Genomic DNA, 25714 nt, shown 5'->3' with positions numbered 1-25714 from the left:
ACATGAGTGACACCGCCATTATCGGACTTGGATCAATGGGAATGGGCATGGCCCGCAGCGCGCTGGCGGCGGGCATTGCGCTGAAAGGGTATGACATCTATGCGCCGTCGCGCGATGCCTTTGCCGAATTTGGTGGCACTGCCTGTGACAGTGTTGCCGAGGCCGCGCGCGGGGTCGAGCTTCTGGTGTTGATGGTGGTCAATGCAGCCCAGGCCGAAGACGTGTTGTTTGGCGAAAATGGTGCCACGGCAGAGCTTGCCAGCGGCGCGACCGTCATGCTGTGTTCCACCGTCGCCCCATCCGAAGCCCGTGCCATCGCCGCAAAGCTGGGCGATCTGGGATATGACATGCTGGATGCCCCGGTGTCGGGCGGCAAGGTCGGCGCGGATGCCGGCACGTTGTCGGTGATGGCGTCGGGGTCCCCCAGCGCGTTTGAAGCCGCCGACCGGATGCTGGCGGCCATGGCCGGCACGGTGCACCATCTGGGCGATGAACCCGGCCTTGGCGCGACCTATAAGGTTGTGCACCAATTGGCGGCGGGCGTGCATCTGGTCGCGGCGGCCGAGTTGATGGCGCTGGGCGCGGCGGCGGGATGTGATGCGCAAAAGCTCTATGACATCGTATCGGGATCGGCCGGCATGAGCTGGATGTTCAAAGACCGGGTGCCGCATATGCTGGACGGCGATTACACCCCCCGGTCGATGGTCGACATCTTTATCAAGGATCTCGGCCTTGTGCTGCAAACCGGCAAGGAATGCACCGCGCCCCTGCCCCTTAGTGCCGCAGCCCATCAGATGCTGTTGGGTGCATCCGGGCTGGGCCATGGCAAGCTGGACGATTCCGCTGTGGTCAAAGCCTATGAGGTGATGACCGGCAAACCCGTGCGCAAGGAAAGCTGATCACATCCCCTTGCGCCAGGTTCGCCCGCGTCACCGGGATCTGATCACAGGATCTTGCGGATGCGGGCGATGGCCTCTTGGATATTCTCGGTGGAATTGGCGTAGGAAAACCGCACATAGCCTTCGCCCATCGCCCCGAAGGACGTACCGGCCACCGTCGCCACCCCGGCCTGATCCAGAAACAGGTTCTGGGCTTCGGTTGCATTCATGCCCGTGCCCTCGATATTCGGGAAAGCATAGAACGCCCCCCCGGGATCAGAGCACCGCACGCCCGGCAGGCTGTTCAATTCACGCACAATGACCTCGCGACGGGCATCGAACTGGGCAACCATGTCGTGCACCGCATCCTGCGGACCGGTCAGCGCCGCCAAACCGGCGTATTGAGCGCTGGCATTCACACAGGAATGATCATTGATACAGAGCCGCGTCACGTGGTCGACAGCCGCATCCGGCCAGACCGCAAAACCCAACCGCCAGCCGGTCATCGCATAGGTCTTGGACCAGCCATCCAACAGGATCAGCCGGTCGCGGATTTCCGGGTATTGCAGCAACGAGACATGTTCGCGCCCGCCATAGAGCATCTGGGAATAGATCTCGTCCGACATCAGCGCCACATGCGGGTGTTCCATCAACCCGGCGACCAGCTTGTCGATTTCTTCGCGCGGGGTGACGCCGCCGGTGGGGTTGGCGGGCGAATTGATGATGATCAACCGGGTCTTGTCGGTGATCTGGCCCAGCACCTCGTCAGCGGAAAAGGCAAAACCGTTTTCTTCTCGCAGGCGGATCGGCACCGGGGTCGCGCCGGAATATTTGATCACCGATTCATAAATCGGAAAGCCGGGGTTGGGATACATGATCTCTGTCCCCGCCTGACCAAACATCATCACCGCAAAGAACATGGTCGGCTTGCCACCCGGCACCACCACCACATTGTCGGGATTGACCTGCGCACCGTGACGTTTTTCCAGATCCGCGGCCACCGCTTCGCGCAGGGCGGGAATGCCATTGGCGGGGGTATATCCGTGATGGCCGTCCTGCAACGCCTTGATCCCGGCCTCGACAATATGGCCCGGTGTCTGAAAATCCGGCTGGCCAATGCCAAGGTTGATGATGTCCTTGCCCTCAGCTGCAAGTTTTTGGGCCCGCGCCAACACCATGAAGGCGCTTTCCGTTCCAAGACGGGACAGGCTGTCGGCAAAGATCATCTGAGACATGTGAATTCTCCGAGGTATTCAGGGGTTTGCGCCCTTGCTACCCGGTTTTTGCGCCGCAAAGTAGTTTAGTTTTTCTAACGGTGTTTTGCATTTTTGGAACAATCTGCCTCCGGCCCGGCGTGCTAGACCGCCATATCACGCAAAGGGAGGGTGCAATGCGCGACCAAAGCCAAACAGGCAAACGGGCCAATATGTCGCTGGCGATGCGCGCCTGGAACATCCGGCGCAAGGCGCTGTTGATGGGCGAGGTGCAGGGCCAGGGGTATATCGGTCAGGCGCTGGGCGTGGCGGATGTGTTGGCAACCGCCTATTTCCACGCGCTGGATCATCGCCCCGAAGACCCGGAATGGGAAGGCCGCGACAGGTTCTATCTCTCGATCGGCCATTACGCGATTGCGCTTTATGCTGCGCTGATCGAAGCCGGGGTTTTGCCAGAGGACGAATTGGAAACCTATGGCATGGATGACAGCCGCATGCCGATGTCGGGCATGGCATCTTATACGCCGGGCATGGAAATCACGGGCGGCTCGCTGGGTCAGGGTCTGGGGATCGCGGTTGGCGCGGCGCTGGGCCTGAAACGCAAGGGCAATCCGGCGTTTGTCTATAACCTGATGTCTGACGGTGAATTGGGTGAAGGATCCACATGGGAGGCCGTGATGTCCGCCACGCAATGGCGCTTGGACAATCTGATCTGCATCGTGGATTTCAACAATCAACAGGCCGATGGCCCGACCCGCGATTCGCTGGCCGTTGGTGCAGAGGCGCCGAAATGGACCGCCTTTGGCTGGTTCGCGCAAGAGGTCGACGGCAATGATCTGGACGCGCTGGTCGCGGCGTTTGACGCGGCGCGCCTGCATCCCGACCCCAAACCGCGCGTCATCATCTGCAACACCAAGATGTGCAAAGGCGTCGATTTCCTTGAGGCCCGCGAAATGGCGCATTTCGTCCGCGTCGCGCCGGAGGAATGGGCCAAGGCGTTGAACACATTGGAAGAAGGGAAACCACAATGACCCGGGATTCCATGCGCCGCAAATATGAACCGCGCAAGGTCGCAGAGCAAAAGGTCGCCACATCAGCAATGATCGCGTCACTGGCGGCAGAAGGATATGATACGGTCTCCGCGCCATTTGGCGACGCCTTGGTCGCGGCAGCACAACAAGACGGCCGCATTGTCGGGATGTCAGCGGATCTGTCGAAATACACCGACATGCATGTCTTTGCGAACGCCATGCCGGACCGGTTTTACCAGATGGGCATGGCCGAACAATTGCTCATGTCTGCGGCCTCTGGCATGGCGCGCGAAGGGTTCATTCCCTTTGCCACCACCTATGCGGTGTTCGCGTCACGCCGGGCCTATGACTTTATCGCCATGGCCATAGCCGAGGAAAACCTGCCGGTGAAAGTGGTCTGCGCCCTGCCCGGTCTGACCACCGGATACGGGCCGTCGCATCAGGCCACCGAGGATCTGGCGATCTTTCGCGGCCTGCCCAACATGGTGGTGATCGACCCCTGTGATGCGGCGGATGTGGCCGGCATGGTGCCCGAGATCATCGCCCACAACGGCCCCGTCTATGCCCGCCTGTTGCGCGGCAAGGTGCCAAATGTGCTGACCCGGCACAAACCGGGCTACAAATTTAAGCTGGGCCGCGCCCAGATGATCCGCGAGGGGCGTGATGTGCTGGTCATCTCGTCCGGGATCATGACGATGCGGGCGTTGGATGCGGCCGAAATCCTGGCCCGCGACAACGTCGATGTCGCGGTGCTGCACGTGCCGACGCTCAAGCCGCTGGATGTGGACACCATCCTGGCCGAGGCTGCGAAATCCGGGCGGCTGGTGGTGACGGCGGAAAACCACACCGAAAACGGCGGGCTTGGCGAAGCCGTGGCGAAAACCCTGCTGCTGGCCGGGGTCACGCCGCAATTTCGCATGATCTCGCTACCGGACCAATTTCTGGAGGCCGGGGCCCTGCCGACCCTGCACGACATGTATGGGCTGTCGACCACCAAGGTGGCCGATCAAATCAAAAGCTGGCTGTAAGCCACAGAAAAAACAAAGAAAAGGAACGCGACATGGGACTTCTGGACGGCAAATTCGCAATCATCACCGGCGCGGCCAGCCCGCGTGGTTTGGGCAAGGCCACAGCGACATTATTCGCCGAACATGGGGCCCGTGTTGCGATCCTTGATCTGGATGCCGACCACGCGGCTGCGGCGGCGCTGGACCTGCCGGGCGATGGCCATGTCGGCCTGCCCTGTGATGTCACCCAAAAGAAAGCCTGTGATCAGGCGGTACAGATCCTGACCGATATGTTTGGCCGGATCGACATTCTGGTGAACAATGCCGGCATCACCCAGCCGCTGAAACTGATGGAGATCGAAGCAGATCATTACGACGCAGTGACCGACGTCAGCCTGCGCGGCACGCTCTATATGTCGCAGGCGGTGATCCCGACAATGCGGGCGCAGAAATCGGGAAGTATCATCAACCTGTCGTCGGTGTCGGCGCAACGCGGCGGTGGCATCTTTGGCGGGCCACATTATTCGGCGGCCAAGGCCGGGGTGTTGGGTTTGACCAAGGCAATGGCACGCGAATTGGCCCCGGACAATGTGCGCTCTAACGCCATTTGCCCCGGCTTTATCGCCACCGACATCACCGCCGGCAAGCTGACCCCGGCCATGAAGGAACAGGTTCTGGCCGGCATTCCAATGGGACGCGCGGGAACCGCCGTGGATGTGGCGGGCTGCGCGCTGTTCCTGGCGTCGGATCTGTCGAGTTATTGCACCGGGTCCGAGGTCGATGTGAATGGTGGATCGCTGATCCATTGATCTTGGCCATTGGCCAAAACAGACCATACCTTACACAGGGAAGCTTTTTACCTTGATGTAAGTTCCCTGCGTAAGGTGCTGATTTAAAATTAAAACACATCTTTTACCGCCACAGACACCCGACATAGCAAATCCGAAACGATTTCTTAAGCGCCCGCGCCTAGCATCAGGGCAATTGGAAAAAATATTGCAAATCGGGGCGTGGCGACATGACTGCAAGCACCGGGGCCAGCGGCCCTGTCACCGTGAGATTGGCGGCGCGGCTGGACCTTGCCGCTTGTGAAAAATTACAGGATGACATCATCGCGGCGCGCGGTCGCGATCTTGTGCTTGAGGCTGAGGATGTCCAGTTTCTGGGCGGCATGGCGGCGGAACTCTTGCTGCGCGCCCGGATCGAATGGCACCGCAGCACAGGGGATTTCGTGCTGGCGGATCCGTCTGATCGTCTGTGCCAGGGGTTCGCCACCCTGGGCATTGCCGCCGGGGTGTTTTCCGGTGATCCCCTCGACAAAGGGGCATTGGCATGAGCCACAAGATCCTCGCCGTCGATGATTCCCGCACCATCCGCCATATGCTGCAATCCGTATTGACCGACGCCGGGTTTGAGGTCGAATTGGCCGAAGACGGGATGGATGGGCTGGAAAAGCTTGATCACTGCGCGCCCGATCTGGTGATCACCGACATCAATATGCCCCGGCTGGATGGGTTTGGCTTCATCTCGGGTGCCCGCGCCCGCACAACCGGTGCCTCGGTTCCCATTCTGGTGCTGACCACGGAAAGCGGCATTCAATTGAAACAACGCGCACGCGCCGCCGGTGCCACCGGCTGGATCGTCAAACCCTTTGACGAGGACAAGCTGATTTCCGTCATCAACCGGCTGGTTATCTGAGGGGATTTGCGGATGAGCGAGTTGCGCGATCTCTTCTTTCAGGAATGTGACGACCTGCTGGAAAGCCTGTCTTCGGGCCTGAACGATCTGGACGACGCAAGCGGCGATGCCGAGACGATAAATGCGATGTTTCGGGCTGTGCATTCGATAAAGGGCGGTGCCGGCGCCTTTGGGTTGGATGCCCTGGTTGCGTTTTCCCATGCATTTGAAAACGTTATGGATGATCTGCGTGCGGAACGGTTACAGGTCACGGCCGACACTCTGGCGCTGATGTTCACGGCCGGCGATCATCTGAGCGATCTGGTCGATGCGGCGCGCAATGGCACCGAGATGCCGGTTGATACTGCGGATTCGATCCTGAGTGATCTGGAATTGCTGAGCCAATCTGTCGGCGGATCGCCAATGGATGTGAACACGCCAGAGCCGGATTTTGTACCACTGGCGATGGATTTCGGGGGGCCGCTGGACCTCGGCGACCTGCCGGATATTGGCGACCCTGCGGATCCCGTCCAGCCTGACCCATTGGGCAATGCGGCGCTGCCTGATCTACCCGATCTGGCGGCACCAGCGGCGGGTGTTGCTGCTGGTTTGCCGGGGATAAATATGTCCTTTGCACCGACGTCCGAACTTTACGCCAACGGTCACGACCCGGCCCTGTTGTTCCGGGCTTTGGAGGATCTCGGCGATTTGACGGTGCGCGCCGACATTGCCGGTCTTGAACCGCTGGGCGTGGGCGATTGGCGGGTTCCGACGCTGGTCTGGCATCTCGACATCACCCCGGATGACGGCGTGGATCTTGCCGCGATACATGAGGTGTTCGAATTCGTCGAAGGCCTGTGCACGTTGGTCATAACGGAACACACAACGCCCGACGCCCCGCAACAGACCGCGTCTGCCCCGTTGCTGGAATTTGCACCGCTCGCGCCACTATCGTCGTCGTCGAGCCGCTCAGAACCACCGTTGCCAACGGATGGCGCGCTGTTCACCGACAGGATGTCATCAGACGACCCGCCCCCGAACGATCCATCCCCACTGCCCGACGCCCTGCCCGGCAATCCCCCCCACAGCAAAGACAGCGCCCGCGCCAGCACCATTCGGGTCGACCTGCAACGGGTCGACCGGTTGATCAACCTTGTCGGCGAATTGGTCATCAGCGAATCCATGCTGCGGCAATCCATGAAGGAATTGCCGCATTCCGCCTCCAAAACCGTGGAAGAGGCGATGGGCCAGCTCAAACAATTGTCCGGCGTCATCCAGGAAAGCGTGATGGCCATCCGGGCGCAACCGGTGCGCAGCCTGTTCCAGCGCATGTCGCGCACCGTCCGCGAAACAGCGCGCGAAGCAGGGAAATCCGCGCGACTTGTGACCGTGGGGGATGCCACCGAGGTCGACAAAACCGTGACCGAAAGGTTGGTCGAACCGCTGACCCATATGGTGCGCAATGCGGTTGACCACGGGCTTGAAACCACCGACATCCGGCGCGCGCTGGGCAAGGACGACCGTGGCACCATCACGCTTGAGGCCGCCCATCGCTCTGGGCGGGTGGTCATCACCCTGCGCGACGACGGTGCCGGCATCAATCGCCAAAAAGTGCGCGAAATCGCCGAGGCCAAGGGGCTGGTCCGGCCAGAGGACGACCTGAGCGACAGCGATATCGACAACATCCTGTTTCGGCCCGGCTTTTCCACCGCGACCAAAGTGTCGAACCTGTCTGGACGTGGGGTTGGCATGGATGTCGTCCGCTCGGAAATTCAATCGCTCGGCGGCCGGGTCACCCTGCATTCAGAGCCGGGTCAGGGAACGGCGATCTCGATTTCGCTGCCGCTGACGCTTGCGGTGCTTGAAGGCATGGTTGTGACGGTTGCCGGGGAATCGCTGGTGGTTCCGACGCTTGCCCTGCGCGAAATGCTGCAACCCGGCCAGGGACGCATTGAACGTTTCTGCGATGATGATCGGGTTCTGACAATGGGGACGGAATTGGTGCCGATTGTCGATCTTGGTCTGGCGCTTGGGTATCGCCGGGCGCCGGTCGACCTGAACACGCTGTCGCTTTTGCTGGTAGAGGGCGACTCCGGGCGGCGGACGGCGCTTGCTGTGGATGAGTTGATTGATCAACGCGAGGTCGTGATCAAAGGGCTGGAACAGAATTATCAACAGATTCCGGGGATTGCGGCCGCGACGATCCTTGGCGACGGCCAGATCGCCCTGATTGTCGACACCGACCAAATGATCGCGTCCGCCGGCGGCGGCCTATCGACCACCGCCATGGAACCGGACCAGACAGAGGTGATCCACCATGCCTGAAACCCATGTTTTGCCCACCGCCACCCGCCAGGAAATTGTGTCCTTTGCCATTGGCGATCAGGCGTTTTGTTTTGACATCGCACATGTGCTGGAAATTCGCGGTTGGACCCGAACCACCATCCTGCCGCATGCGCCGGATTATGTGATCGGGATGATGAACCTGCGGGGCACGGTCCTTCCTGTACTGGATCTGTCGCTGCGATTGGGCCTGGGGCGAACCGATCCCGGCCCCCGTCATGTCATTATCATCGCCCGTGTCGACGACCGCACCGTCGGTTTTCTTGTCGACGCGGTATCTGACATTCTCATGGTGAAAGAGGGGGATCTTTTGCCCACGCCGGATGTGTCTTCGACCCGGACCCAGGCCTATATCCGCGGTGTCTATACGATTGACGAAACTCTGGTGCGGTTGCTGGAAGTGCATCAGGTCTTTCCACAAGCCCAAGACGCTGTGGCATGAGCCTCAAGATCCATCATCAGGGTCCGCACGACCAAATTTCCGATGAAAACTATCGCCAGGTTGCGCGCCTGCTTTATGACCTGAGCGGCATTCACCTTCCGGTCGGCAAGAGCGCCATGGTGTCATCGAGACTGGCAAGATGCCTGCGCGGCACAAAGATTCCCAGTATCGATGCCTTCTGCAAATTGCTCAGCAATCCGGAAAACCTTGCCGCCCGCGAAAAATTTGTCTCTGCGCTGACCACAAATACTACGCAGTTTCACCGCGAAGCCCATCATTTCGACTATCTCAGGGCGCAGATTTTGCCGGACCTGATCACACGGGCCCGTGTTGGCGGACGTGTGCGTATATGGTCCGCCGGATGTTCCTCAGGGGAAGAGGCATATGGTCTGGCTTTCCAGTGTCTGGATCTAGGCGGTCGAAATCCCCTCGGCGATCTGCGCATTCTGGCCACGGACATTGACTGCCACACGCTGGCGCGGGCGCGCGACGGGATCTATCCCGCCGCCGCATTGCGGCCCCTGCCCGCGTCCCAGGCAACGGCCTATTTCACGCGCATCAACACAGGAAACATGGTGTCCGTCAGCGACGGACCACGTGCATTGGTGGCCTTCCGCCATCTCAACCTCAAAGCGGACTGGCCGATTTCCGGCAATTTCGATGTTATTTTTTGTCGCAATGTTGCGATCTATTTTGACGAACAGGTTCAGGCGCGGCTTTGGCGCCGGCTTTGCGACCGTATTTCACCGGGTGGTGCGATCTTCATCGGCCATTCGGAACATATTCCAGAGGAGATCACCGGCGATTTTCACGTAGTCGGCAATGGCATTTTCCGCCGCAAAGGGTCGGGTCCATCCCGGCCGGAGCAGACGCTAAAAAAGGAGAAAAGCCATGAGCTTGAAGGATAAGCTGCATGTTCTTGTGGTGGATGACATGTCCACCAGTCGCGGGTTGATCACCCAATCACTGGAAGAAATCGGCGTGCGCAATGTCCGCACCGAAGCGGATGGCGAAATAGCCTGGCGCAGCCTGGCCTCTCGCCCGGTCCATCTGGTGATTTCGGATTTCAACATGCCTCGGATGAACGGGTTGCAGCTGCTGGAGGCGATCCGCCACCACAAACCCATTGCCCGGACGGGGTTCATTCTGATCACCGGGCGCGCAGAACAGGAAATCCTGGACCATGGCGCGAGGTTGGGCATGAACAATTATATCAAAAAGCCCTTTCAACCCACCCAGCTCCGCGCCTGTATCGAACGCGTTGTCGGCCCGCTTTGACGTGGTGATTGGAGCGCAGATATGACTGACAGGTCGATGAAAGAGATGCTGGAGATCCTGGCACGGGATGTCGGAGAGCTCGCCGATTTTGCCCGAAATCTGGAACACACGGTTTTTGCCAGCACCATTGTTGAAACCTCACAGGGCGACATTGAAAATCTACAGACATTTGATGGGCTTATCCAACACTTGGATGACCTGAAGGCGCTCTTGTTCAGCATTGCGCGCATGACGGACCCCGGTGTCAGCCTGAACGCAGAGGTTTTGGCGAAGGTCGCGAAACTCGGCCATTACCAACGCATTTTTGGCCTGCCGCAACCGCATCCCGATCCAGACCCAGCATCCGGCCACGTCGATTTGTTTTGAACCTCAGGAAAGCGCATGGAATGAACCATCTTGCCCCCCTATCAGAATTGCCCGACATGCATCCGGCCCCCGGCGTCACGTCGGATGATTCCGAGATCATGGTGCCGCCCGGTCTGATCCTCACCACGGCAACGGATGGCCGCGGAATCCTGCGCTATGTATCACCGCAATTGTGCGCCATTTCCGGCCTTTCGGCTCCGCAGCTTTTGGGAACCCAGCACCGGTCCCTTGGCCATTCGGATACACCGCGCGGGGTTTACCATCTGTATTGGCAAAGGTTGTGTGACGGATATCCGGCCTGTGCCTATGTAAAATACAAAGCGGCAAATAGCAGATTTTATTGGGCTTTTACTGCAGCCATGGCAACCGACGACGGGTTCATGTCGTGGCGGCTGCGCCCGGAAACCGTCCATCTTGCAATGATCCGGGATCTGTACCGCGACATGTGTGATCGGGAAAGCCAGGGTCTTTCATCCCAGCAAAGCGCGGACCATTTTGTCAACTGTTTGGCCAAGGCCGGTTTCGCGGATTACGATTCATTCATGCATCAGGCCTTGGCAGCCGAATGCGAGAAACGTTCACATGCGGGACAAACGCCCAACAGCGACGTGGGTCACCTGTCGGAGCTGATTGATCTTCTGAACACCGCCGAAAGGCTTTCGGAGCAAGTCAGCCGCGATTTCAACAAAGTGCGCAGCGAACCGGTGAATATGCGGATCATGGCCGGTCGGATCGAAGGTGCCAGCGGCGCGCTTGGCACGATTTCCCAGAATTACGATATCATGGCTTCGGAAATGCAACAGCTGGTCGAACGTCTGCGTGATCCGCAAAAAGGTACGCTGGGCCGCATGCGCAAAGCTGTTCAGCACGGCAGATTCCAATCACAAATCATCGAATTGCTGGCGGAATATTCCGATCAAACGGAGCAAAATGCCTGTGCCATACAGGCGGACATGATTGAGAGACTGCGAAAATCGACCCAGGATTACACGTCAGAAGCGAAACTGGCCTCTCGCTGGATTCCCGACATTTGCCGACAATTACGTCATAGAATCAATGGCTTGAATGTTGTGAAACTTCTGTGCCGGGTTGAAAGTGGCCGCATTCAAAACGCCGACGGCGGCCTGGAAGGCATTATTGAACGTCTGGAAACCTTTCACCAGACCACTGAAATCAATCTGGCAATGCTCTCTGCCAAGGCAGATCAAATCCGAACCACATCAGCGGCTCTCTGACGCTCTGAATTTCAGGTGATCTTAAACATTATGGCCGAATGTTGACATCATTATGGCCATAACAGGAAGACACCCATGTTTCAGAATTGCCTTTTGCGCATTGCCCGGACGGTGATCGCAAAGATCCTGCCCGATGACAGAATATTCGTCCCGCAATTGGCCAAAATCCCGCTTGGCCAAGACCCGGCGAATTACTTGGCTGGCTTTCACCGGCCCACGCCCGTTTCGTTTCGGTGATCTCGATTGGAAACGATCTTGAGACATTTGGTTCCATCCATTGAGGCCACCAACGGACCATCACGATGACAAGACGAGACAAGTCAAAATTCCGGTCTGTGCCAGGATGGCTCAAATTTCCCATGGCGTTCAAAATCCGCACCAAAATGGCGGCGGTCATGGCGTTGGGATTTGTCGTGGTCTTCACTGTCATCTTCATTCAGGTGGCCCGGAATGAACGTGAACTCGGGCTTCAACACGAATCCAAATCCGAAGCCCTGTTGCTGGAATTGCTTGCAGCGCAACTGAGTGCGCCGTTGCAAGCCAAGGATGAAAGCCGGATTTCGCAGATCTATCAACCTGTTGTCGACAAAGACCCGGGGTTGGCAATGATCACGGTGGAACATGCCGACGGCGATGCCCTGTCCAGCTATACGTCCAGAACCATCGCCAACCCGGAGTTTCAGTCCCTGTTGACCCAGGCCACCGCAGCCGCGCGCGAAAGCGGCGCTGCACAGACCCGCGCACGCGGATTCAGTTTCGCCTCTGCCGTGCCGATTTTTGCCTCCGACGGCACGACCCTTTTGGGTGTGGTCGCCATCGCACGGGATTACGACGTCGCGCTGTCAGGGTATCGCGAAAAAACGAATTTCGCGCTCGTTCTCAGCACCCTGGTCGCATTCTTTGGCCTTATCATTGTTGTCCTGGTTTTCAATCGCATGGTGCAACGCCCACTTGCTGCGCTTGGTGGGGCCATGGGCGCCGTTGGTCGCGGGCATTATCAGGTTGAAATCCCTGGGAACGACCGGCTGGACGAGATCGGGAAAATCTCGGATGAATTGTCGGTGCTGCGTGACACGCTGTCCCGGGAGAATATGGACCGCAAAGCCCGTCAAAAAGAGGCGGATCAACGGCAGAAAATGTTTCACCGTCTGGCGGAACATTTGTCCCGGCTGGCCAAGGGCGAAGTTGACTGCCCGATTGACGAAGCAGAGTTTTCTGATCTTGATGAGGATCACCTCGCAATCTGTCGCAATTTCAACAGCTTGCTGAACAATTTGCATGATGTCCTGGCAACGGCGACTGTGACTGCCGAAACTGTGCGAAATTCTTCCCGTGAAATTTCAGAGGTGGCCGCAGATCAATCGCAGCGCTCGGAATCGCAGGCGGCAACATTGGAAGAATCGGCAGCCGCCATCGAAGAATTGAACGCCAGCGTCCAGCAAACGGCAGAGCATGCGGCCGACGCAGACCGGCGCATTACGGAAAACAAACGACAGGCCGAAACCGGCGGCGAGGTTGTCGGCCTGACAGTCTCGGCAATGAAAAGCATCGAGGAAAGTTCCCAGCAAATCACCGACATCATCGGCGTGATCGACGATATTGCGTTTCAGACCAATTTGCTGGCTCTGAATGCCGGGGTTGAGGCCGCACGGGCCGGCGATGCGGGGCGGGGATTTGCGGTTGTCGCGTCAGAGGTGCGCGCACTTGCCCAACGCGCGTCGGATTCCGCAAATGAAATCAAGGAATTGATCATGCGATCAAGTGAGCAGGTGACCCAGGGCAGCGCCTTGGCTGGGAAAGCGGGCGTGGCCCTGAATGATATCATCGAAGGGGTGAACCATGTGTCTCAATTGGTGTCACGCATCGCAACTGGATCCCGCGAACAGGCCAACAATCTGGCGGAAATCAAGGAAAGCATCGGCAATCTTGACCGGGTCACACAGCAAAACGCCGCCGTTATCGAAGAATCCTCTGCTGCCAGCAGATCTTTGAGTGACGAAGCCGAACGCATGACCGAGGTGTTGGGCGCTTTTCGGTTGCGGGATGTCGATGACTGGCAGACGTCGGTCGCGGCTAAACGGCCAAATGATCCCGAAGATTGGACACGGGAAAAGACCCGGGTCGAAACCGCGCACGCCTGGCCAGACGCCGCCAAGACAGCGGACCAAACAGTTCACGAACCCGTGCTAACCTTTTCGGCCCGGTCCCGCGCCGGGGACATTCCGGTGAAACAGGCCGTCAATGCCGATGAAGGCTGGGACGAGTTTTGACGAACCCGGCCCAACCTAGAAACTTGGATGTATGTTGCAAGCAGTGAGATGATTGAATGAATTCCGTGATGGTCAAAACCGATCCGAACTCCAGCTTTCCCGTCAATCCGGTGGTCCGCATCAATGTGTTGCAGGGCGAAACAAAATTCTCTGACAACCCAAATGAATTGATGACCGCCATCCTTGGATCCTGTGTCGCGACCGCCATGTGGGATCCGGTGGCATTGGTTGGCGGGATGAATCATTTCCTGTTGCCGGGGAATACCCATAGAAGTTCCGGCAATCTGCGTTTTGGCGTCAATGCGATGGAATTGCTGGTCAACGGCTTGATCAATCGCGGCGCGCGGCGGGATCGATTGCAGGTGAAACTTTTTGGTGGCGCAAAAATGTATTCCAGCGGCAAGGAAATCGGCCTTGCCAATGCCCGCTTTGCCGAATGGTTCATGCAACAGGAAAATTTCCCGGTTGTCAGCCGATGTCTGGGCGGACAGCAGGGCCGAAAACTGCGTTTCTGGCCAACCACCGGACGGGCACAACGTCTTTTTCTTGAGGAAATGGGGGATGCCGCGCCCCTGCCCGCAATGTTTCAAACATCACGCAAGGCCGCCAAACCCGATCATGGTGACATCGAATTGTTCTGACCACCGACGATGGCAACACCACACAGAAACCGGGCAGAAACCGGAAAAACAGCATATGTTGATCGCGCCCATACGCGCCCATTGCGAAACCCAAATGCGCCCCTTGCAACCACAGCTGAAATGAACGTCATATTTCCGCGCTACTACGATGTATCGCAGCCGGGAATCACACATGCCGCAGCCACTTGAAAACATCACCGTGCTGGACCTGACCCATGTCTTGGCGGGCCCGTTTTCCACCATGACCATGGCGGACCTTGGCGCCAAGGTGATCAAGGTCGAACGCCCCGACGGTGGCGATGACACCCGTGCCTTCCCCCCGTTCAAAGCGGGGCGCAGCGCCTATTTTTCTGCGATCAACCATTCCAAGAAAAGCATCGCGCTTGACCTCAAGGCGGAAAAGGACCGCGTCATTTTCGACCGGCTGCTGGCCCGTGCCGATGTTCTGGTCGAAAATTTCCGCCCCGGCGTGATGGACCGTCTGGGATATGGTTGGGACGCGCTGCACAAGACCTTTCCGCGGTTGATCTATGGCTCCGTCTCGGGGTTTGGCCAGACCGGGCCGGACGCCAAACGCCCGGCCTATGACATGGTGGTCCAGGCCCGAGGCGGTGTGATGTCGATCACCGGCGAAAAAGGTCGGGAACCGGTGCGCGTCGGGGCCTCGATTGGCGACATTGTCGCGGGCATGTACCTGACCCAAGGGGTGTTGGCGGCGATTTACGACCGGGAAAACACCGGCCTTGGACGCAAGATTGATGTGGCGATGCTGGACAGTCAGATGGCGATTTTGGAACATGCCATTGCGATAACGGCCACAACCGGCACCCCGCCCGAACCCAGCGGCGCACGCCACCCATCCATCGCGCCGTTTGAAACCTTTCACGCCTCTGACGGGCTTTTTGTCATTGCGGCCGGCAATGATGCCTTGTTTGAACGGCTTTGTGTCTGTCTTGATTTGCCGTTGGCGGGCGATCCGCGCTTTGCCACCAATCCGGCGCGCTGTGAAAATGCCCGCCTGTTGAAACGCCTGATCGAAGCCGTGACACTGGACAAGACCTGTGCCCATTGGATTTCCCGGCTGACCGCTGCGGGCATTCCGACCGGTCCGATCCAAAACGTGGCACAAGCGATGAAAGATCCGCAGATCGTCGCGCGCAACATGGTGGTGGATGTGCTCGATCGCAATGGCCGACATGCCTATACTGCGGCGGGCAATCCAATCAAAATATCCGGCATGGAAGATCGCACCACCCGTGCGCCCGCGCCCGATCTGGACGGCAACCGGGGTGAGATCCTGCGCTGGTTGGACAGCGAGGGGTAAGCGGTCTTACAGATGGGACTGCGGCGGGGTCCGGCGCGGGTTGGGCTTTCGCTTGCCGCGCGGCAGCCTATGATCGCCAAAAACGCGAAAGAGATTCCCATGGCCGAGCAATCCCCCCTTGTTGTCTTCACCCCGTCTGGAAAACGCGGCCGGTTTGCTGTTGGCACGCCGATCCTGACCGCCGCCCGGCAATTGGGGGTCGATCTGGATTCGGTCTGTGGCGGGCGGGGGATTTGTTCAAAATGCCAGATCACGCCCGGGGTTGGTGAATTTTCGAAACATGGCGTCACCGTCGCGCCCGATGCGCTGTCTGAATGGAACGCGGTCGAAGAACGGTATGACCAGATACGCGGATTGAAACCGGGCCGGCGGCTTGGCTGTCAGGCGACGGTGCAAAGCGACGTTGTCATCGACGTGCCACCCGAAAGCCAGGTCCACAAACAAGTGGTGCGCAAGGCCGCCGCAGCACGGGACATCGTGATGGATCCGGCCACGCGGCTGTTCTATGTCGAGGTGGCAGAACCGGACATGCACGAGCCAACCGGCGATTTCGAACGGCTGGAAAAGGCATTGAAATCGCAATGGGAAATCGACGGTATTCGCGCCGATGTGACCCTGCTGGCCAAGCTGCAAAAGGTTCTGCGCAAGGGCAGTTGGAAGGTCACGGTGGCGTTGCACCGCGATCATCAAGCGACGAAATCCTCGATTGTCGACATCTGGCCGGGGCTGCATGAGGCCGGGTTGTTCGGGCTGGCCGTGGACCTTGGGTCGACCACCATTGCCGCCCATCTGACCGATCTGGAAACCGGCGAGGTCAAGACATCGTCGGGCATCATGAACCCGCAAATTCGCTTTGGCGAAGATCTGATGAGCCGGGTGTCCTATGCGATGATGAACCCCGGCGGCGAGGTCGAGATGACCGCAGCGGTGCGCGATGCACTGAATACCCTTGCGGGGGAAATTGCGGCTGAGGCCGGAATTGATCCGGCGCTGATTGTCGAGACGGTTTTTGTCTGCAATCCGGTGATGCATCACCTACTGCTGGGAATTGATCCGGTGGAACTGGGTCAGGCGCCTTTTGCGCTGGCCACGTCGGATTCCGTCACCCTGCCCGCGCGTGATCTTGGGCTGTCTGTGCTGAACGCCCGCGCGCAGTGTTACATCCTGCCCTGCATCGCCGGTCACGTTGGCGCGGATGCCGCCGGGGTCGCCCTGTCGGAAGAGCCGGGCAAATCAGAAGATCTGGCGCTGATGGTCGATGTCGGCACCAATGCCGAGATCCTGTTGGGCGATACATCCCGCGTGCTTGCCTGTTCCTCGCCCACCGGCCCGGCGTTTGAGGGGGCACAGATCTCTTCCGGGCAACGTGCCGCCCCCGGCGCGATTGAGGCGATCCGCATTGACCCGGAAACCAAGGAACCGCGGTTCCGGGTCATCGGTTGCGATTTGTGGTCGAATGAAGATGGGTTTGCCACCGCGACGGCGGCCACCGGCATCACCGGAATCTGTGGCTCCGGTATCATCGAGGCCGTGGCCGAAATGCGTCTGGCCGGCCTGCTCGATCCGTCGGGGTTGATTGGCTCTGCCGCGCAAACCGGCACGCCACGCTCGGTGCCAGAGGGGCGCACCCATGCCTATCTGATCCATGACGCCAGCGCCGAGGGCGGGCCGCGCATCACCGTGACACAGGGCGATATTCGCGCCATCCAATTGGCGAAATCCGCACTTTATGCCGGGGCCCGGCTGTTGATGGATACCCGTGGTGTGGACACGGTTGACCGGGTGGTGCTGGCCGGGGCCTTTGGCGCGCATATCTCGCCCCTGCACGCCATGGTGCTGGGGATGATCCCGGATGTGCCGCTGGACAAGGTGACCAGCGCGGGCAATGCGGCCGGCACCGGCGCACGTATCGCGCTGTGCAATGTTGCGGCGCGGGCGGAAATCGAACGGGTGGTGCGCCAGATCACCAAGGTCGAAACCGCAATCGAGCCGAAGTTCCAGGAGCATTTCGTCAATGCCAATGCCATCCCGCATGCCACTGATCCCTTTCCGGAATTGTTGAAAATCGTCACCTTGCCGGATGTCAGCTTCAATACCGGCGGCGACGAAGGTGACGGCGGGCGCAGACGGCGCAGACGGCGCAGCTGATTTGCCGTGCTGATCGCCCCTGCCGTCCCGGGCGATTGTCACATGTCTGTGAACAGCTGAAACCTATTTGCGGGGTCAGCCGTACTTCCTTTCATACCGCGCCGATCATCGGACTGCGGATGAAAGGGAGAGACCACATGAACCGTTTTCTTGTTGCCACTGCATTAACCGTGAGCACCGCATTTCCGGCCCTCGCCGCCAGCCATGCCGAAACCGACAATCCAATGGTGGGCGGCGCGCCGATGTTCGCGGACAAGAACATCGTCGAAAACGCGGTGAATTCTGCCGATCACACAACGCTGGTCGCGGCGGTGAAGGCCGCCGGCCTGGTGGATACGCTGATGGGCGAAGGTCCGTTCACGGTGTTTGCCCCGACCAATGACGCCTTTGCCGCCCTGCCCGCCGGCACGGTTGAGGCCCTGTTGGACCCCGGTATGAAAGATGAATTGACCCGGATCCTGACCTGCCATGTTGTCGGCGCCGATGCGATGTCGATGGCCATCAAGGGCATGATCGACGACGACGGCGGCACCCATCCGGTGCCGACATTGGGCGGCTGCACCTTGCAGGCCACCTATATGGGCGACAAAATCATGCTGACCGATGAACAGGGCCGCGAGGCCACTGTGACCATTGCCGATGTGAAACAATCCAACGGCGTGATCTATGTGATTGATACGGTCCTGTTGCCCGCAACCAAAGAAGCCGCAATGGAAAAAGACGCCATGGCTGCAACCGCAATGGCAGGCGCCGACATGGCCGAATCCGATGTGCCAATGGTGGGCGGCGCCAAGATGTTTCCCAACAAGAACATCGTTGAAAACGCGGTCAATTCCGCTGACCACACCACGCTGGTCGCGGCGGTGAAGGCCGCCGGCCTGGTGGATACGCTGATGGGCGAAGGCCCGTTCACGGTGTTTGCCCCGACCAATGACGCCTTTGCCGCCCTGCCCGCCGGCACCGTCGACACATTGCTGAAACCGGAAAACAAGGACCAGCTGACCAAGGTTCTGACCTCGCATGTGGTGGCGGGCCGTTGGACCGCCGAAGACATCATTGCCGCAGCGCGCAACAGCAGCGACGGTTTCTACCAGTTTGCGGCTGTGTCGGGCGATGCCCTGTCGGCCAAGGTCACATCGGGCAATCGCGTTTTCATCTTTGACGAAAGCGGCAACGCCCAAGAAGTGACACAGGCCAATGTCATGCAATCCAACGGCGTGATCCATGTGCTGAATGGCGTGTTGCTGCCGCGCTGATCAGGTTCCCGATCCAACAGGAAAACGCCCCCGCTTTCGGGGGCGTTTTTGCTGTGCAACCTCTTGCAGAGCACCGGCGCTTCGGCTATCTGACCACCCCAGAGCGCGGGTATGGTGAAAAGGTATCACGCGAGCTTCCCAAGCTTAAGTTACGAGTTCGATTCTCGTTACCCGCTCCATTCCCACGATCTTGCAATTGACGATGCGGCCTCGGCCAATGCGGCGATGTCGGCGCGAACCGGCCCCGTGCGGGGGACATCCCGAAGCGTTTCAATCAGATGAGGCGCCACCGCACCGCGCCGCCGGGTCCAATGGAGCGCTGCCAAAATAGATTGGCTTTCCGGCGCCAATGTCCGGGGCGTGTCATATCCATTCAACACCCCCCAAACCCCGGCCCAGAGCCGCCCAACCGTCCAGGGGTTATAGCCACCGCCACCCAACACCAGCAGACGCGGCGCCGCGCCTTTGAGCGCGCGCACCATGTCAAAATGGGCATTATTGGACAGCGACAATCGCGCCAGCGGGTCTTCCTCGACCGCGTCGGCCCCGCATTGCAACACGATCACCTCTGGCTTAAGCCGTTCGATTGCGGGCAAAATCACCCGATCCCGCAGCACCGCGAATTCGCTGTCGTTGAACCCGCGATCCACCGGAAGGTTCAGCGCCGCACCGCCAGCCCGATCCGCAAAACCGCCGGTAAACGGCCAGCGACGCGCCTCGTGGATCGAGATCATGCGCACGTCCGGCGCGCCGGTCAGTGCAATTTCGACCCCGTCGCAATGATGTGCGTCGATATCAATATAAAGAATGCGTCGCAGCCCCTGGGCCCGAAAGGCCAGGAGCGCCAGCACCGGGTCATTCAGATAACAGAACCCCGCCGCCCGATCCGCAAGCCCGTGATGGGTGCCGCCACCGGGGCTGAATATCACCCCGCCCCCCTGCAACAAGGCCGCCGCCAGCAACGACCCACCCGCCGCTGTCGCAGGCCGGCGAAACATCTCGGCAAATACCGGGTTCGACAGGGTGCCAAGCCCAAATCGTTCGCGCACCGAATCGCTGACATGCTGTTCCGCCTCGGCCCGTTGCAGCGCCGCCAGATAGGCCGGCGTGTGAAACGCCGCCAGCGCCGCCGGTTTGGCACGCGGCGACACGCGGTATTGCGTCTTTGGCAACCAGCCCAATGCGCGCGACAAATCAATCGCCACCGGCACCCGCTCGATCGCCAACGGATGGTGCCGACCATAAGAAGAGCCGCGATAAATCCGCGAACCGATTAAAACCGGTGTTGTCATGAGGGAACTTACTGGTGTCAAAATCGGAAGAAACCTGCTCTTTTCAATCTGCCTGACGCAATCTAATAGTAATACCAATGACATTGCGCACCCTTTTCATCACCATTGGACTTCTGCTGGTTTCCGGCGCTTTCGGCGCATTGGCATGGGTGGCGCATATCCCGATGCCCTGGATGCTGGGCGCGCTGGTCGGCTCTGCCATTGTTGTGGGCACCACCCAGCATAGCCTGTTGAAATCATACCAATTTCCGCTTTGGGTCCGATCCGGGTTCATTTCGATGATTGGCGTGATGATCGGCACCCAGGCCACGCCGACCCTGCTCACCCAGATGACCCACCTGCCTTATACCTTGACCGCGCTGCTGGCGTTCATTGGGCTGGCACATGGTGGAAATATTCTGATTTTCCGGCACTTGGGCGGATTTGACCGCGCCACCGCATTTTACAGCGGCACCCCCGGCGGGTTGATGGAAAGCATTCTTTTGGGCGAAGCCTCTGGCGCGGATGTCCGCGTTCTGACGATCCAGCAGTTTCTGCGCATTATTGTGGTGGTCACCATGGTGCCTGCCGGGCTTTCGCTATGGCTGGGCCATCCAGTGGGCAGCGCGGCCGGCGCCCTGCCCGACACTTCGGTTGCCGCGACCGATGGTTTCAACTGGACCGAACTGTTGTTGGTGATTGCCGCAGGCGGCATCGGCCTGACAATCGCGCGTGTGATCAAACTGCCGGCCGGGCAATTGATCGGGCCCTTGTTTCTGACGGGCGGGCTGACCTTGACCGGATTTGTCGACCTGCATGTGCCATTCTGGCTGATTGCGACAGCCCAGGTTGTGGTCGGCGCCAGCCTCGGTTTGCGGTTCAAGGGGATTACCGCCCGGCTGCTGCAACGCTCTGTCTGGCTGGCCGTGGTCTCTGTCGGCTATATGCTGATGCTGGGGGCGGCGATTGCGCTTGTCCTGCAACAGATAACCGGCCTGTCATTTCTGGTTCTGCTGATCAGCCTGGCTCCCGGCGGCGTCACCGAAATGTCGATCATCGCCCTCAGCCTGGCCGCCAGCCCGGCGCTGGTCTCCCTGCACCATGTCCTGCGTATTCTGCTCACCGTGCTGGAGCTGACATTCCTGTCGCGATTGTTGGGATTTGGCCGCAAAAACGAAACGTCCTAGCGGCCTTTACCCGGCTTTTTCCTCCAGCGTCAGCCAATCTTCTTCAGCAGCGGCCAGTTTTGTCTGACGCTCGACCAAGGCTTCGGTCGCTTTCTTGAATTTCACCGGCTCACGGGTGAACAACGCGGGATCGGCCAAAAGCTGTTCCAACTTGCCGATCTCGGCCTCCAACCGCTCAATCACTCCGGGCAAAGCCTCCAACCGATGTTTCTCGGTAAAGCTCAGACCGGATTGCGCGGCTTTTTCCTGTTTCGCCTTCGGCTTTGACGCCGATGTTGCAACGTCTTTTTCCGGCGTTTCTACGGGCTGTCGCTGGCTTTGGTAATCGCTCCACCCGCCGGCATAGGCCACAACGCGCCCATCGCCCTCCATCGCGATTGTGGTCGCCGCCACCCGATCCAGGAAGTCCCGGTCGTGGCTGACCAACAGCACCGTGCCGTCATAGTCCGCCAGCAAATCCTGCAACAGATCAAGCGTTTCCACATCCAGATCGTTGGTCGGTTCATCCAACACCAGAAGATTGCTTTCCCGCGCCATAAGCTTGGCCAACAGCAACCGCGCCCGTTCCCCGCCCGACAAGGATCGGATCGGCGCACGGGCCTGACGTTCGTCAAACAGAAATTCCTTCAGGTAGCCAACCACATGTTTCGGCTGGCCGCGCACCATGATCTGATCCGCCTTGCCCGACACCCGCATTTCGGGATCACCGGTCAGATTGTCCCAGAGCGTCGCCTCGAGATCCAATCGCGCCCGCGCCTGATCGAACACCGCAGGCAACAGATTGGTGCCGAGGGAAATCGTGCCCTGATCCGGCTGTTCCTCGCCCATCAGCATCTTCAACAGGGTGGTTTTGCCCACGCCGTTGGGCCCGACAAAGGCCACCCGATCGCCGCGCTGAATACGCAAGGAAAAGTCCTGGCAGATGACCTTGTCACCATAAACCTTTGAAATATCCGTCGCTTCCACCACCTTGCGGCCGGATTTCGGCCCCGCCTCCAACGCCATGGCGGCTGTGCCCTGGCGTTGGATCTGGCCGGATCGTTCGGCCCGCAATTCCCCCAACGCCCGCACCCGGCCCATGTTGCGCTTGCGCCGCGCGCTGATGCCTTCGACGGCCCAGCGGGCCTCGGATTTGATCTTGCGGTTCAGCTTGTGACGCGCTTGATCCTCTTCTTCCCAGATCTTGTCGCGCCAGGCCTCGAAATCGCTGAAACCCTTCTCCTGACGCCGCGACATTCCGCGGTCAATCCAAAGGGTTGCACGCGTAAGTTCATTCAAAAATGCCCGGTCGTGCGAAATCAAGACAAACGCGCGGCGCGTGGTCTTCAACTCGCCCTCAAGCCAACGGATCGCCTCGATATCAAGATGGTTTGTCGGCTCGTCCAGCAGCATCAAATCCGGCGCTTCCGCCATCAATTTGGCCAGTGCCGCGCGCCGCCGTTCCCCGCCGCTGGCGGTCTCGACCGGGCGCGCAGGATCAAATTTCAAACCCTCGCCCGCGCGTTCCACCTTGTACAACTCACCAGGGTCCAGCGCGCTGGTGGCGAAATCGCCCAGCGTGGCAAACCCCGACAAATCCGGCTCCTGTTCCATATAGCCGACCGAAACGCCCGGCGGCACAACCCGCGTGCCACGGTCCGGCTCAACCAGCCCGGCCATGACCTTCATCAGGGTCGATTTGCCCGACCCATTGCGCCCGACAAGCGCCACACGGTCGCGTTCCTGCACCACAAGGTCCAGCGAGTCGAACACCGGATCGCCGCCAAAGGTCAGGGAAATATCGGAGAGTTGTAAAAGAGGTATCTGTGCCATGCTGCGCAGCTAGACAGGCACAGAAGGAAGGTCAAGTGGCGCGCGCATCCAACGACCCGCTCCTTGTTTCATCTGACCGGAAATATCCCGGGGGTTTGAGGGGGCTGGCCCCCTCTCTGCAGCCTGAACTATTGCGCCACCGCCCGCAGCAATTTCTTGCGCGCCGGTGGAATCAGCCCGATTTCGACCCCGGTGAAGACATGCAGGGTGTTCATCTGCCGGTCGACCACCGCATGATCACTGACCCAGCCCCCCATCAGCAGATAGGTGCGCAGCAGCGGCGGCATCCGCCGCATCGCCAGCTTCATGTCGGGCTTGCGCCGCAGACGGGCGGCAAACCGAAACACATTCGGCGCCTTGACCTTGGGCAGCCAGCGTTTCGGGCCCAGATGGCGTTCCTTCAACATGGCAAAGGCATCATAATAGTCCCGCGCCTCGGTGCCCTGAAACGATGCGCAGCCAAACAGCAATTCCACCGCATTGTCATCGACATAGCCGGTCATCGCGCCCCAGGCCACACGCAGCACATCCGCATCGCGCACCTCCGGGTGGACACAGAAACGGCCCATCTCGACCATGCGGCCCTGATATTCTGCCAGTGCGGATAATTCGTAATATTGTGCGGAATAGGATTTCGCGATGTCACAGCCGCCGGTCAGCGGCAGGATGCGAAAACAGCAGACCAACCGGCCATCGCGCTGATCCTCGACCAGAATATGGCTACAGATCGCGTCATAATCATCCACGTCCAGCCCCGGCACACCGTGGAACGCCAAATGGCGCAGCGCCTGGGCCGATTCCACATCAGCCGGGCTCGCGGCAATGCGCGATTGATAACGCGGTCTGTTCAGTACCTTCATCGGAATCGCCCTCAGCCGGATCACTTGACTATGTTGGCGCGACTGCTGTCAGACAAGTGTGACGATGCCATGACCCCGGCTCAAACGGGTACAGAACGTAACGTCACGTGTTGCACAGGAAAAACACTCCCCATTTCGGGGCGCGGCCGCGCACGCAAAGGTATCCAGGACCGCAATTTGACCGCAGGGCTGTGTCAGCCGCCGCCGATCTGACCCAGGTTCAGCCCACCGATATTGCCAAACAGCTGGCGCACAAAGCCGATATCGCCATCGCCGGATTTGGTCACCCGGCGCGTCAGGGTCACGACACGGCCATCTTCCAGCCCGTACCGCGAAATATTGCTCACCACGCCGGCGGAATCAAATTCAACCGCAACGATCTGGCGTTCGATGATTTGCGGCGCACGCGCACCATAGTGCCGCACCCGGCTGCCGATATAATAATAATTGCCCGCATTCAAAACGCCGCTGGTGCCCGGCAGGCCGATGGATTCGGCCACGCTGTCACGGCTGTCGACGCCCACAATCACATTGGCGAGCTCGTCATCGGTCGGCAAATAGCCGTGGTTGCGGAATTGTGCCACACATGCCGAAAGCGCTGCGGCACAGGTCAAAGCAAGGAAGATACGCCTGCTTTTCATTTTGCCTGTCATTCTTGCCCTCTTGCTTTGCTCTCGGCTGACTTTTATCCCGCTTACAGAAGGTTGGCCCGTGGTTCAAGAAAGGATGCGTTTCCGGTTATGGCTCATCACAACGAAAATTCGCCGCATACGTTGCTCGTCGCATCTTTGCCACAGAACCGTGCTCATCGGTTCGAAATCACCCCCACAGAGCCGGAGCGCCGTCTCCTGGCCACAGAGCTTGGGGTCAGCAGTCTGCGCAAACTGCGCTTTTCCGGCGAGGTCAAAGGCGCAGGCAAAAGGGATTTTGTACTGCATGCCAAATTGGGGGCAACGGTGATCCAACCCTGCGTTCAGACGCTGGACCCGGTCACAACGCGACTGGATACCGAAGTAGAACGGCGTTTCATTGCCAATTGGCACGATGTCGAAGAATCAGGTGCAGAAACCGAAATGCCCGAAGATGTCACCTCAGAGGAGCTTGGCACCACCATCAGCCTTTGGGATGCCATGATCGAGGCGCTGGCGCTGGCGATCCCGGATTACCCCCGCGCGCCCGATGCCCCGCCCCTGGGGGACACCAATATCACCGAACCCGGCAAACAGGCGATGCGCGACGAAGACACCAAACCCTTTGCCGGTCTTGCCGCCCTGAAGAAACAATTGGGCGCCCAAGAGGAAGACAGCTAACCTGTCCTTTCAAAGGAATCGCTTGCAACGGGGCATGAAATTCGTATTTTCGCGCCCTCTGAGAGATTTGGGGTTGTATATACCACTCATGTGCGCGTATCTGCCCGGAACCACCCGAAACCGCGGGCGCGCCTTTGCGCCCCATAGACAAGACTAGAGATTGA

The 25714-nt window shown here is 59.4% G+C and carries 24 protein-coding genes, 1 tRNA gene and 1 pseudogene; 21 read left to right on the top strand and 5 right to left on the bottom strand.

What is annotated here, in order from left to right; translation table 11 throughout:
• Positions 1–2: 2 nt before the first annotated feature.
• The gene (gene ltnD / locus Q4577_RS16380; protein ID WP_303467551.1) at positions 3–899 is read left to right on the top strand and encodes an L-threonate dehydrogenase; all 897 of its coding nucleotides are present in this window, start codon (positions 3–5) and stop codon (positions 897–899) included.
• A gap of 44 nt (positions 900–943) precedes the next feature.
• Here the strand turns inward: ltnD and Q4577_RS16375 are convergent, their stop codons facing one another.
• Positions 944–2113: a pyridoxal phosphate-dependent aminotransferase gene (locus tag Q4577_RS16375; RefSeq protein ID WP_303467553.1), complete on the bottom strand. Its 1170-nt coding sequence runs from the start codon at positions 2111–2113 to the stop codon at positions 944–946.
• Positions 2114–2268: 155 nt separating this feature from the next.
• Here Q4577_RS16375 and Q4577_RS16370 point away from each other — a divergent pair, with 155 nt between their 5' ends.
• The 18 genes and pseudogenes from Q4577_RS16370 to Q4577_RS16285 all read left to right on the top strand — a co-directional run bounded on the left by Q4577_RS16370 (position 2269) and on the right by Q4577_RS16285 (position 19289).
• Entirely contained in the window at positions 2269–3123 is an 855-nt protein-coding gene (locus Q4577_RS16370; RefSeq protein ID WP_303467555.1) for a transketolase, read from the top strand.
• Positions 3120–4151 carry a transketolase family protein gene (locus tag Q4577_RS16365; protein ID WP_303467557.1) on the top strand — a complete coding sequence of 344 codons (1032 nt, stop codon included), beginning with the start codon at positions 3120–3122 and terminating at the stop codon, positions 4149–4151. The genes Q4577_RS16370 and Q4577_RS16365 overlap by 4 nt, the downstream gene beginning before the upstream one ends.
• A 32-nt stretch (positions 4152–4183) precedes the next feature.
• Complete coding sequence (locus Q4577_RS16360; RefSeq protein WP_303467558.1) at positions 4184–4939, top strand: SDR family NAD(P)-dependent oxidoreductase; 756 nt, start codon at positions 4184–4186, stop codon at positions 4937–4939.
• Between the two features lie 209 nt (positions 4940–5148).
• On the top strand, positions 5149–5466 hold the full coding sequence (locus Q4577_RS16355) for an STAS domain-containing protein (protein WP_303467559.1): 318 nt from the start codon (positions 5149–5151) through the stop codon (positions 5464–5466).
• Complete coding sequence (locus Q4577_RS16350) at positions 5463–5828, top strand: response regulator (protein WP_303467560.1); 366 nt, start codon at positions 5463–5465, stop codon at positions 5826–5828. Before Q4577_RS16355 ends, Q4577_RS16350 begins: the two co-directional genes overlap by 4 nt.
• 12 nt (positions 5829–5840) lie before the next feature.
• A complete protein-coding gene (locus Q4577_RS16345; protein WP_303467561.1) occupies positions 5841–8132 on the top strand; it encodes a chemotaxis protein CheA in 2292 nt (763 codons plus the stop codon).
• Positions 8125–8592 carry a chemotaxis protein CheW gene (locus Q4577_RS16340; protein ID WP_303467562.1) on the top strand — a complete coding sequence of 156 codons (468 nt, stop codon included), beginning with the start codon at positions 8125–8127 and terminating at the stop codon, positions 8590–8592. The genes Q4577_RS16345 and Q4577_RS16340 overlap by 8 nt, the downstream gene beginning before the upstream one ends.
• Positions 8589–9500 (top strand): protein-glutamate O-methyltransferase CheR, encoded by a 912-nt coding sequence (locus Q4577_RS16335; RefSeq protein ID WP_303467564.1) that lies wholly within the window; start codon positions 8589–8591, stop codon positions 9498–9500. The genes Q4577_RS16340 and Q4577_RS16335 overlap by 4 nt, the downstream gene beginning before the upstream one ends.
• Complete coding sequence (locus Q4577_RS16330) at positions 9484–9870, top strand: response regulator (RefSeq protein ID WP_244686548.1); 387 nt, start codon at positions 9484–9486, stop codon at positions 9868–9870. Before Q4577_RS16335 ends, Q4577_RS16330 begins: the two co-directional genes overlap by 17 nt.
• A 21-nt stretch (positions 9871–9891) precedes the next feature.
• Complete coding sequence (locus tag Q4577_RS16325) at positions 9892–10236, top strand: hypothetical protein (protein ID WP_303467567.1); 345 nt, start codon at positions 9892–9894, stop codon at positions 10234–10236.
• 20 nt (positions 10237–10256) lie between these two features.
• A complete protein-coding gene (locus Q4577_RS16320; RefSeq protein ID WP_303467568.1) occupies positions 10257–11471 on the top strand; it encodes a hypothetical protein in 1215 nt (404 codons plus the stop codon).
• Between the two features lie 359 nt (positions 11472–11830).
• Positions 11831–13741, top strand: coding sequence for a methyl-accepting chemotaxis protein (locus Q4577_RS16315; RefSeq protein WP_303467570.1), 1911 nt, complete (start codon positions 11831–11833; stop codon positions 13739–13741).
• A gap of 56 nt (positions 13742–13797) precedes the next feature.
• Positions 13798–14382, top strand: coding sequence for a chemotaxis protein CheD (locus tag Q4577_RS16310; RefSeq protein WP_303467571.1), 585 nt, complete (start codon positions 13798–13800; stop codon positions 14380–14382).
• 172 nt (positions 14383–14554) lie between these two features.
• Positions 14555–15706, top strand: coding sequence for a CaiB/BaiF CoA-transferase family protein (locus Q4577_RS16305; protein WP_303467572.1), 1152 nt, complete (start codon positions 14555–14557; stop codon positions 15704–15706).
• A gap of 99 nt (positions 15707–15805) precedes the next feature.
• Complete coding sequence (locus Q4577_RS16300; protein WP_303467573.1) at positions 15806–17854, top strand: ASKHA domain-containing protein; 2049 nt, start codon at positions 15806–15808, stop codon at positions 17852–17854.
• Positions 17855–17991: 137 nt separating this feature from the next.
• Positions 17992–18549 (top strand): annotated as a pseudogene (locus tag Q4577_RS16295) (fasciclin domain-containing protein); the annotation flags it as partial.
• Between the two features lie 30 nt (positions 18550–18579).
• Positions 18580–19110: a fasciclin domain-containing protein gene (locus Q4577_RS16290; RefSeq protein WP_303467952.1), complete on the top strand. Its 531-nt coding sequence runs from the start codon at positions 18580–18582 to the stop codon at positions 19108–19110.
• 105 nt (positions 19111–19215) lie between these two features.
• A tRNA-Gly gene (locus Q4577_RS16285) sits at positions 19216–19289 on the top strand.
• On the opposite strand, the gene Q4577_RS16280 is transcribed toward Q4577_RS16285, so the two are convergent.
• Positions 19278–20402, bottom strand: a complete 1125-nt coding sequence (locus Q4577_RS16280) for an acetoin utilization protein AcuC (protein ID WP_303467575.1) — start codon at positions 20400–20402, stop codon at positions 19278–19280. The genes Q4577_RS16285 and Q4577_RS16280 overlap by 12 nt on opposite strands.
• 77 nt (positions 20403–20479) lie before the next feature.
• Here Q4577_RS16280 and Q4577_RS16275 point away from each other — a divergent pair, with 77 nt between their 5' ends.
• The gene (locus Q4577_RS16275; RefSeq protein WP_303467577.1) at positions 20480–21568 is read left to right on the top strand and encodes an AbrB family transcriptional regulator; all 1089 of its coding nucleotides are present in this window, start codon (positions 20480–20482) and stop codon (positions 21566–21568) included.
• A 6-nt stretch (positions 21569–21574) separates the two neighbouring features.
• Here the strand turns inward: Q4577_RS16275 and Q4577_RS16270 are convergent, their stop codons facing one another.
• The 3 genes from Q4577_RS16270 to bamE form a co-directional block, all read right to left on the bottom strand.
• A complete protein-coding gene (locus Q4577_RS16270) occupies positions 21575–23380 on the bottom strand; it encodes an ABC-F family ATP-binding cassette domain-containing protein (RefSeq protein WP_303467579.1) in 1806 nt (601 codons plus the stop codon).
• A gap of 128 nt (positions 23381–23508) precedes the next feature.
• Positions 23509–24240, bottom strand: a complete 732-nt coding sequence (locus Q4577_RS16265; RefSeq protein WP_303467580.1) for a GNAT family N-acetyltransferase — start codon at positions 24238–24240, stop codon at positions 23509–23511.
• Between the two features lie 194 nt (positions 24241–24434).
• The gene (gene bamE, locus Q4577_RS16260) at positions 24435–24893 is read right to left on the bottom strand and encodes an outer membrane protein assembly factor BamE (RefSeq protein ID WP_303467581.1); all 459 of its coding nucleotides are present in this window, start codon (positions 24891–24893) and stop codon (positions 24435–24437) included.
• An 87-nt stretch (positions 24894–24980) separates the two neighbouring features.
• Between bamE and Q4577_RS16255 the strand changes: the two genes are divergently transcribed.
• A complete protein-coding gene (locus Q4577_RS16255; RefSeq protein WP_303467583.1) occupies positions 24981–25550 on the top strand; it encodes a DUF177 domain-containing protein in 570 nt (189 codons plus the stop codon).
• The last annotated feature ends 164 nt before the right edge of the window (positions 25551–25714 follow it).

It is taken from the genome of Marinovum sp. 2_MG-2023 (genome assembly GCF_030548265.1).
Taxonomy (GTDB): domain Bacteria; phylum Pseudomonadota; class Alphaproteobacteria; order Rhodobacterales; family Rhodobacteraceae; genus Marinovum.
This window is presented reverse-complemented; position numbering and strand designations above follow the sequence as displayed.

Coding starts and splice junctions, on each gene's coding strand:
- ltnD (WP_303467551.1), top strand. CDS start 3: ATGAGTGACACCGCCATTATCGGACTTGGATCAATGGGAATGGGCATG.
- Q4577_RS16375 (WP_303467553.1), bottom strand. CDS start 2,113: ATGTCTCAGATGATCTTTGCCGACAGCCTGTCCCGTCTTGGAACGGAA.
- Q4577_RS16370 (WP_303467555.1), top strand. CDS start 2,269: ATGCGCGACCAAAGCCAAACAGGCAAACGGGCCAATATGTCGCTGGCG.
- Q4577_RS16365 (WP_303467557.1), top strand. CDS start 3,120: ATGACCCGGGATTCCATGCGCCGCAAATATGAACCGCGCAAGGTCGCA.
- Q4577_RS16360 (WP_303467558.1), top strand. CDS start 4,184: ATGGGACTTCTGGACGGCAAATTCGCAATCATCACCGGCGCGGCCAGC.
- Q4577_RS16355 (WP_303467559.1), top strand. CDS start 5,149: ATGACTGCAAGCACCGGGGCCAGCGGCCCTGTCACCGTGAGATTGGCG.
- Q4577_RS16350 (WP_303467560.1), top strand. CDS start 5,463: ATGAGCCACAAGATCCTCGCCGTCGATGATTCCCGCACCATCCGCCAT.
- Q4577_RS16345 (WP_303467561.1), top strand. CDS start 5,841: ATGAGCGAGTTGCGCGATCTCTTCTTTCAGGAATGTGACGACCTGCTG.
- Q4577_RS16340 (WP_303467562.1), top strand. CDS start 8,125: ATGCCTGAAACCCATGTTTTGCCCACCGCCACCCGCCAGGAAATTGTG.
- Q4577_RS16335 (WP_303467564.1), top strand. CDS start 8,589: ATGAGCCTCAAGATCCATCATCAGGGTCCGCACGACCAAATTTCCGAT.
- Q4577_RS16330 (WP_244686548.1), top strand. CDS start 9,484: ATGAGCTTGAAGGATAAGCTGCATGTTCTTGTGGTGGATGACATGTCC.
- Q4577_RS16325 (WP_303467567.1), top strand. CDS start 9,892: ATGACTGACAGGTCGATGAAAGAGATGCTGGAGATCCTGGCACGGGAT.
- Q4577_RS16320 (WP_303467568.1), top strand. CDS start 10,257: ATGAACCATCTTGCCCCCCTATCAGAATTGCCCGACATGCATCCGGCC.
- Q4577_RS16315 (WP_303467570.1), top strand. CDS start 11,831: ATGGCGTTCAAAATCCGCACCAAAATGGCGGCGGTCATGGCGTTGGGA.
- Q4577_RS16310 (WP_303467571.1), top strand. CDS start 13,798: ATGAATTCCGTGATGGTCAAAACCGATCCGAACTCCAGCTTTCCCGTC.
- Q4577_RS16305 (WP_303467572.1), top strand. CDS start 14,555: ATGCCGCAGCCACTTGAAAACATCACCGTGCTGGACCTGACCCATGTC.
- Q4577_RS16300 (WP_303467573.1), top strand. CDS start 15,806: ATGGCCGAGCAATCCCCCCTTGTTGTCTTCACCCCGTCTGGAAAACGC.
- Q4577_RS16290 (WP_303467952.1), top strand. CDS start 18,580: ATGGCTGCAACCGCAATGGCAGGCGCCGACATGGCCGAATCCGATGTG.
- Q4577_RS16280 (WP_303467575.1), bottom strand. CDS start 20,402: ATGACAACACCGGTTTTAATCGGTTCGCGGATTTATCGCGGCTCTTCT.
- Q4577_RS16275 (WP_303467577.1), top strand. CDS start 20,480: ATGACATTGCGCACCCTTTTCATCACCATTGGACTTCTGCTGGTTTCC.
- Q4577_RS16270 (WP_303467579.1), bottom strand. CDS start 23,380: ATGGCACAGATACCTCTTTTACAACTCTCCGATATTTCCCTGACCTTT.
- Q4577_RS16265 (WP_303467580.1), bottom strand. CDS start 24,240: ATGAAGGTACTGAACAGACCGCGTTATCAATCGCGCATTGCCGCGAGC.
- bamE (WP_303467581.1), bottom strand. CDS start 24,893: ATGACAGGCAAAATGAAAAGCAGGCGTATCTTCCTTGCTTTGACCTGT.
- Q4577_RS16255 (WP_303467583.1), top strand. CDS start 24,981: ATGGCTCATCACAACGAAAATTCGCCGCATACGTTGCTCGTCGCATCT.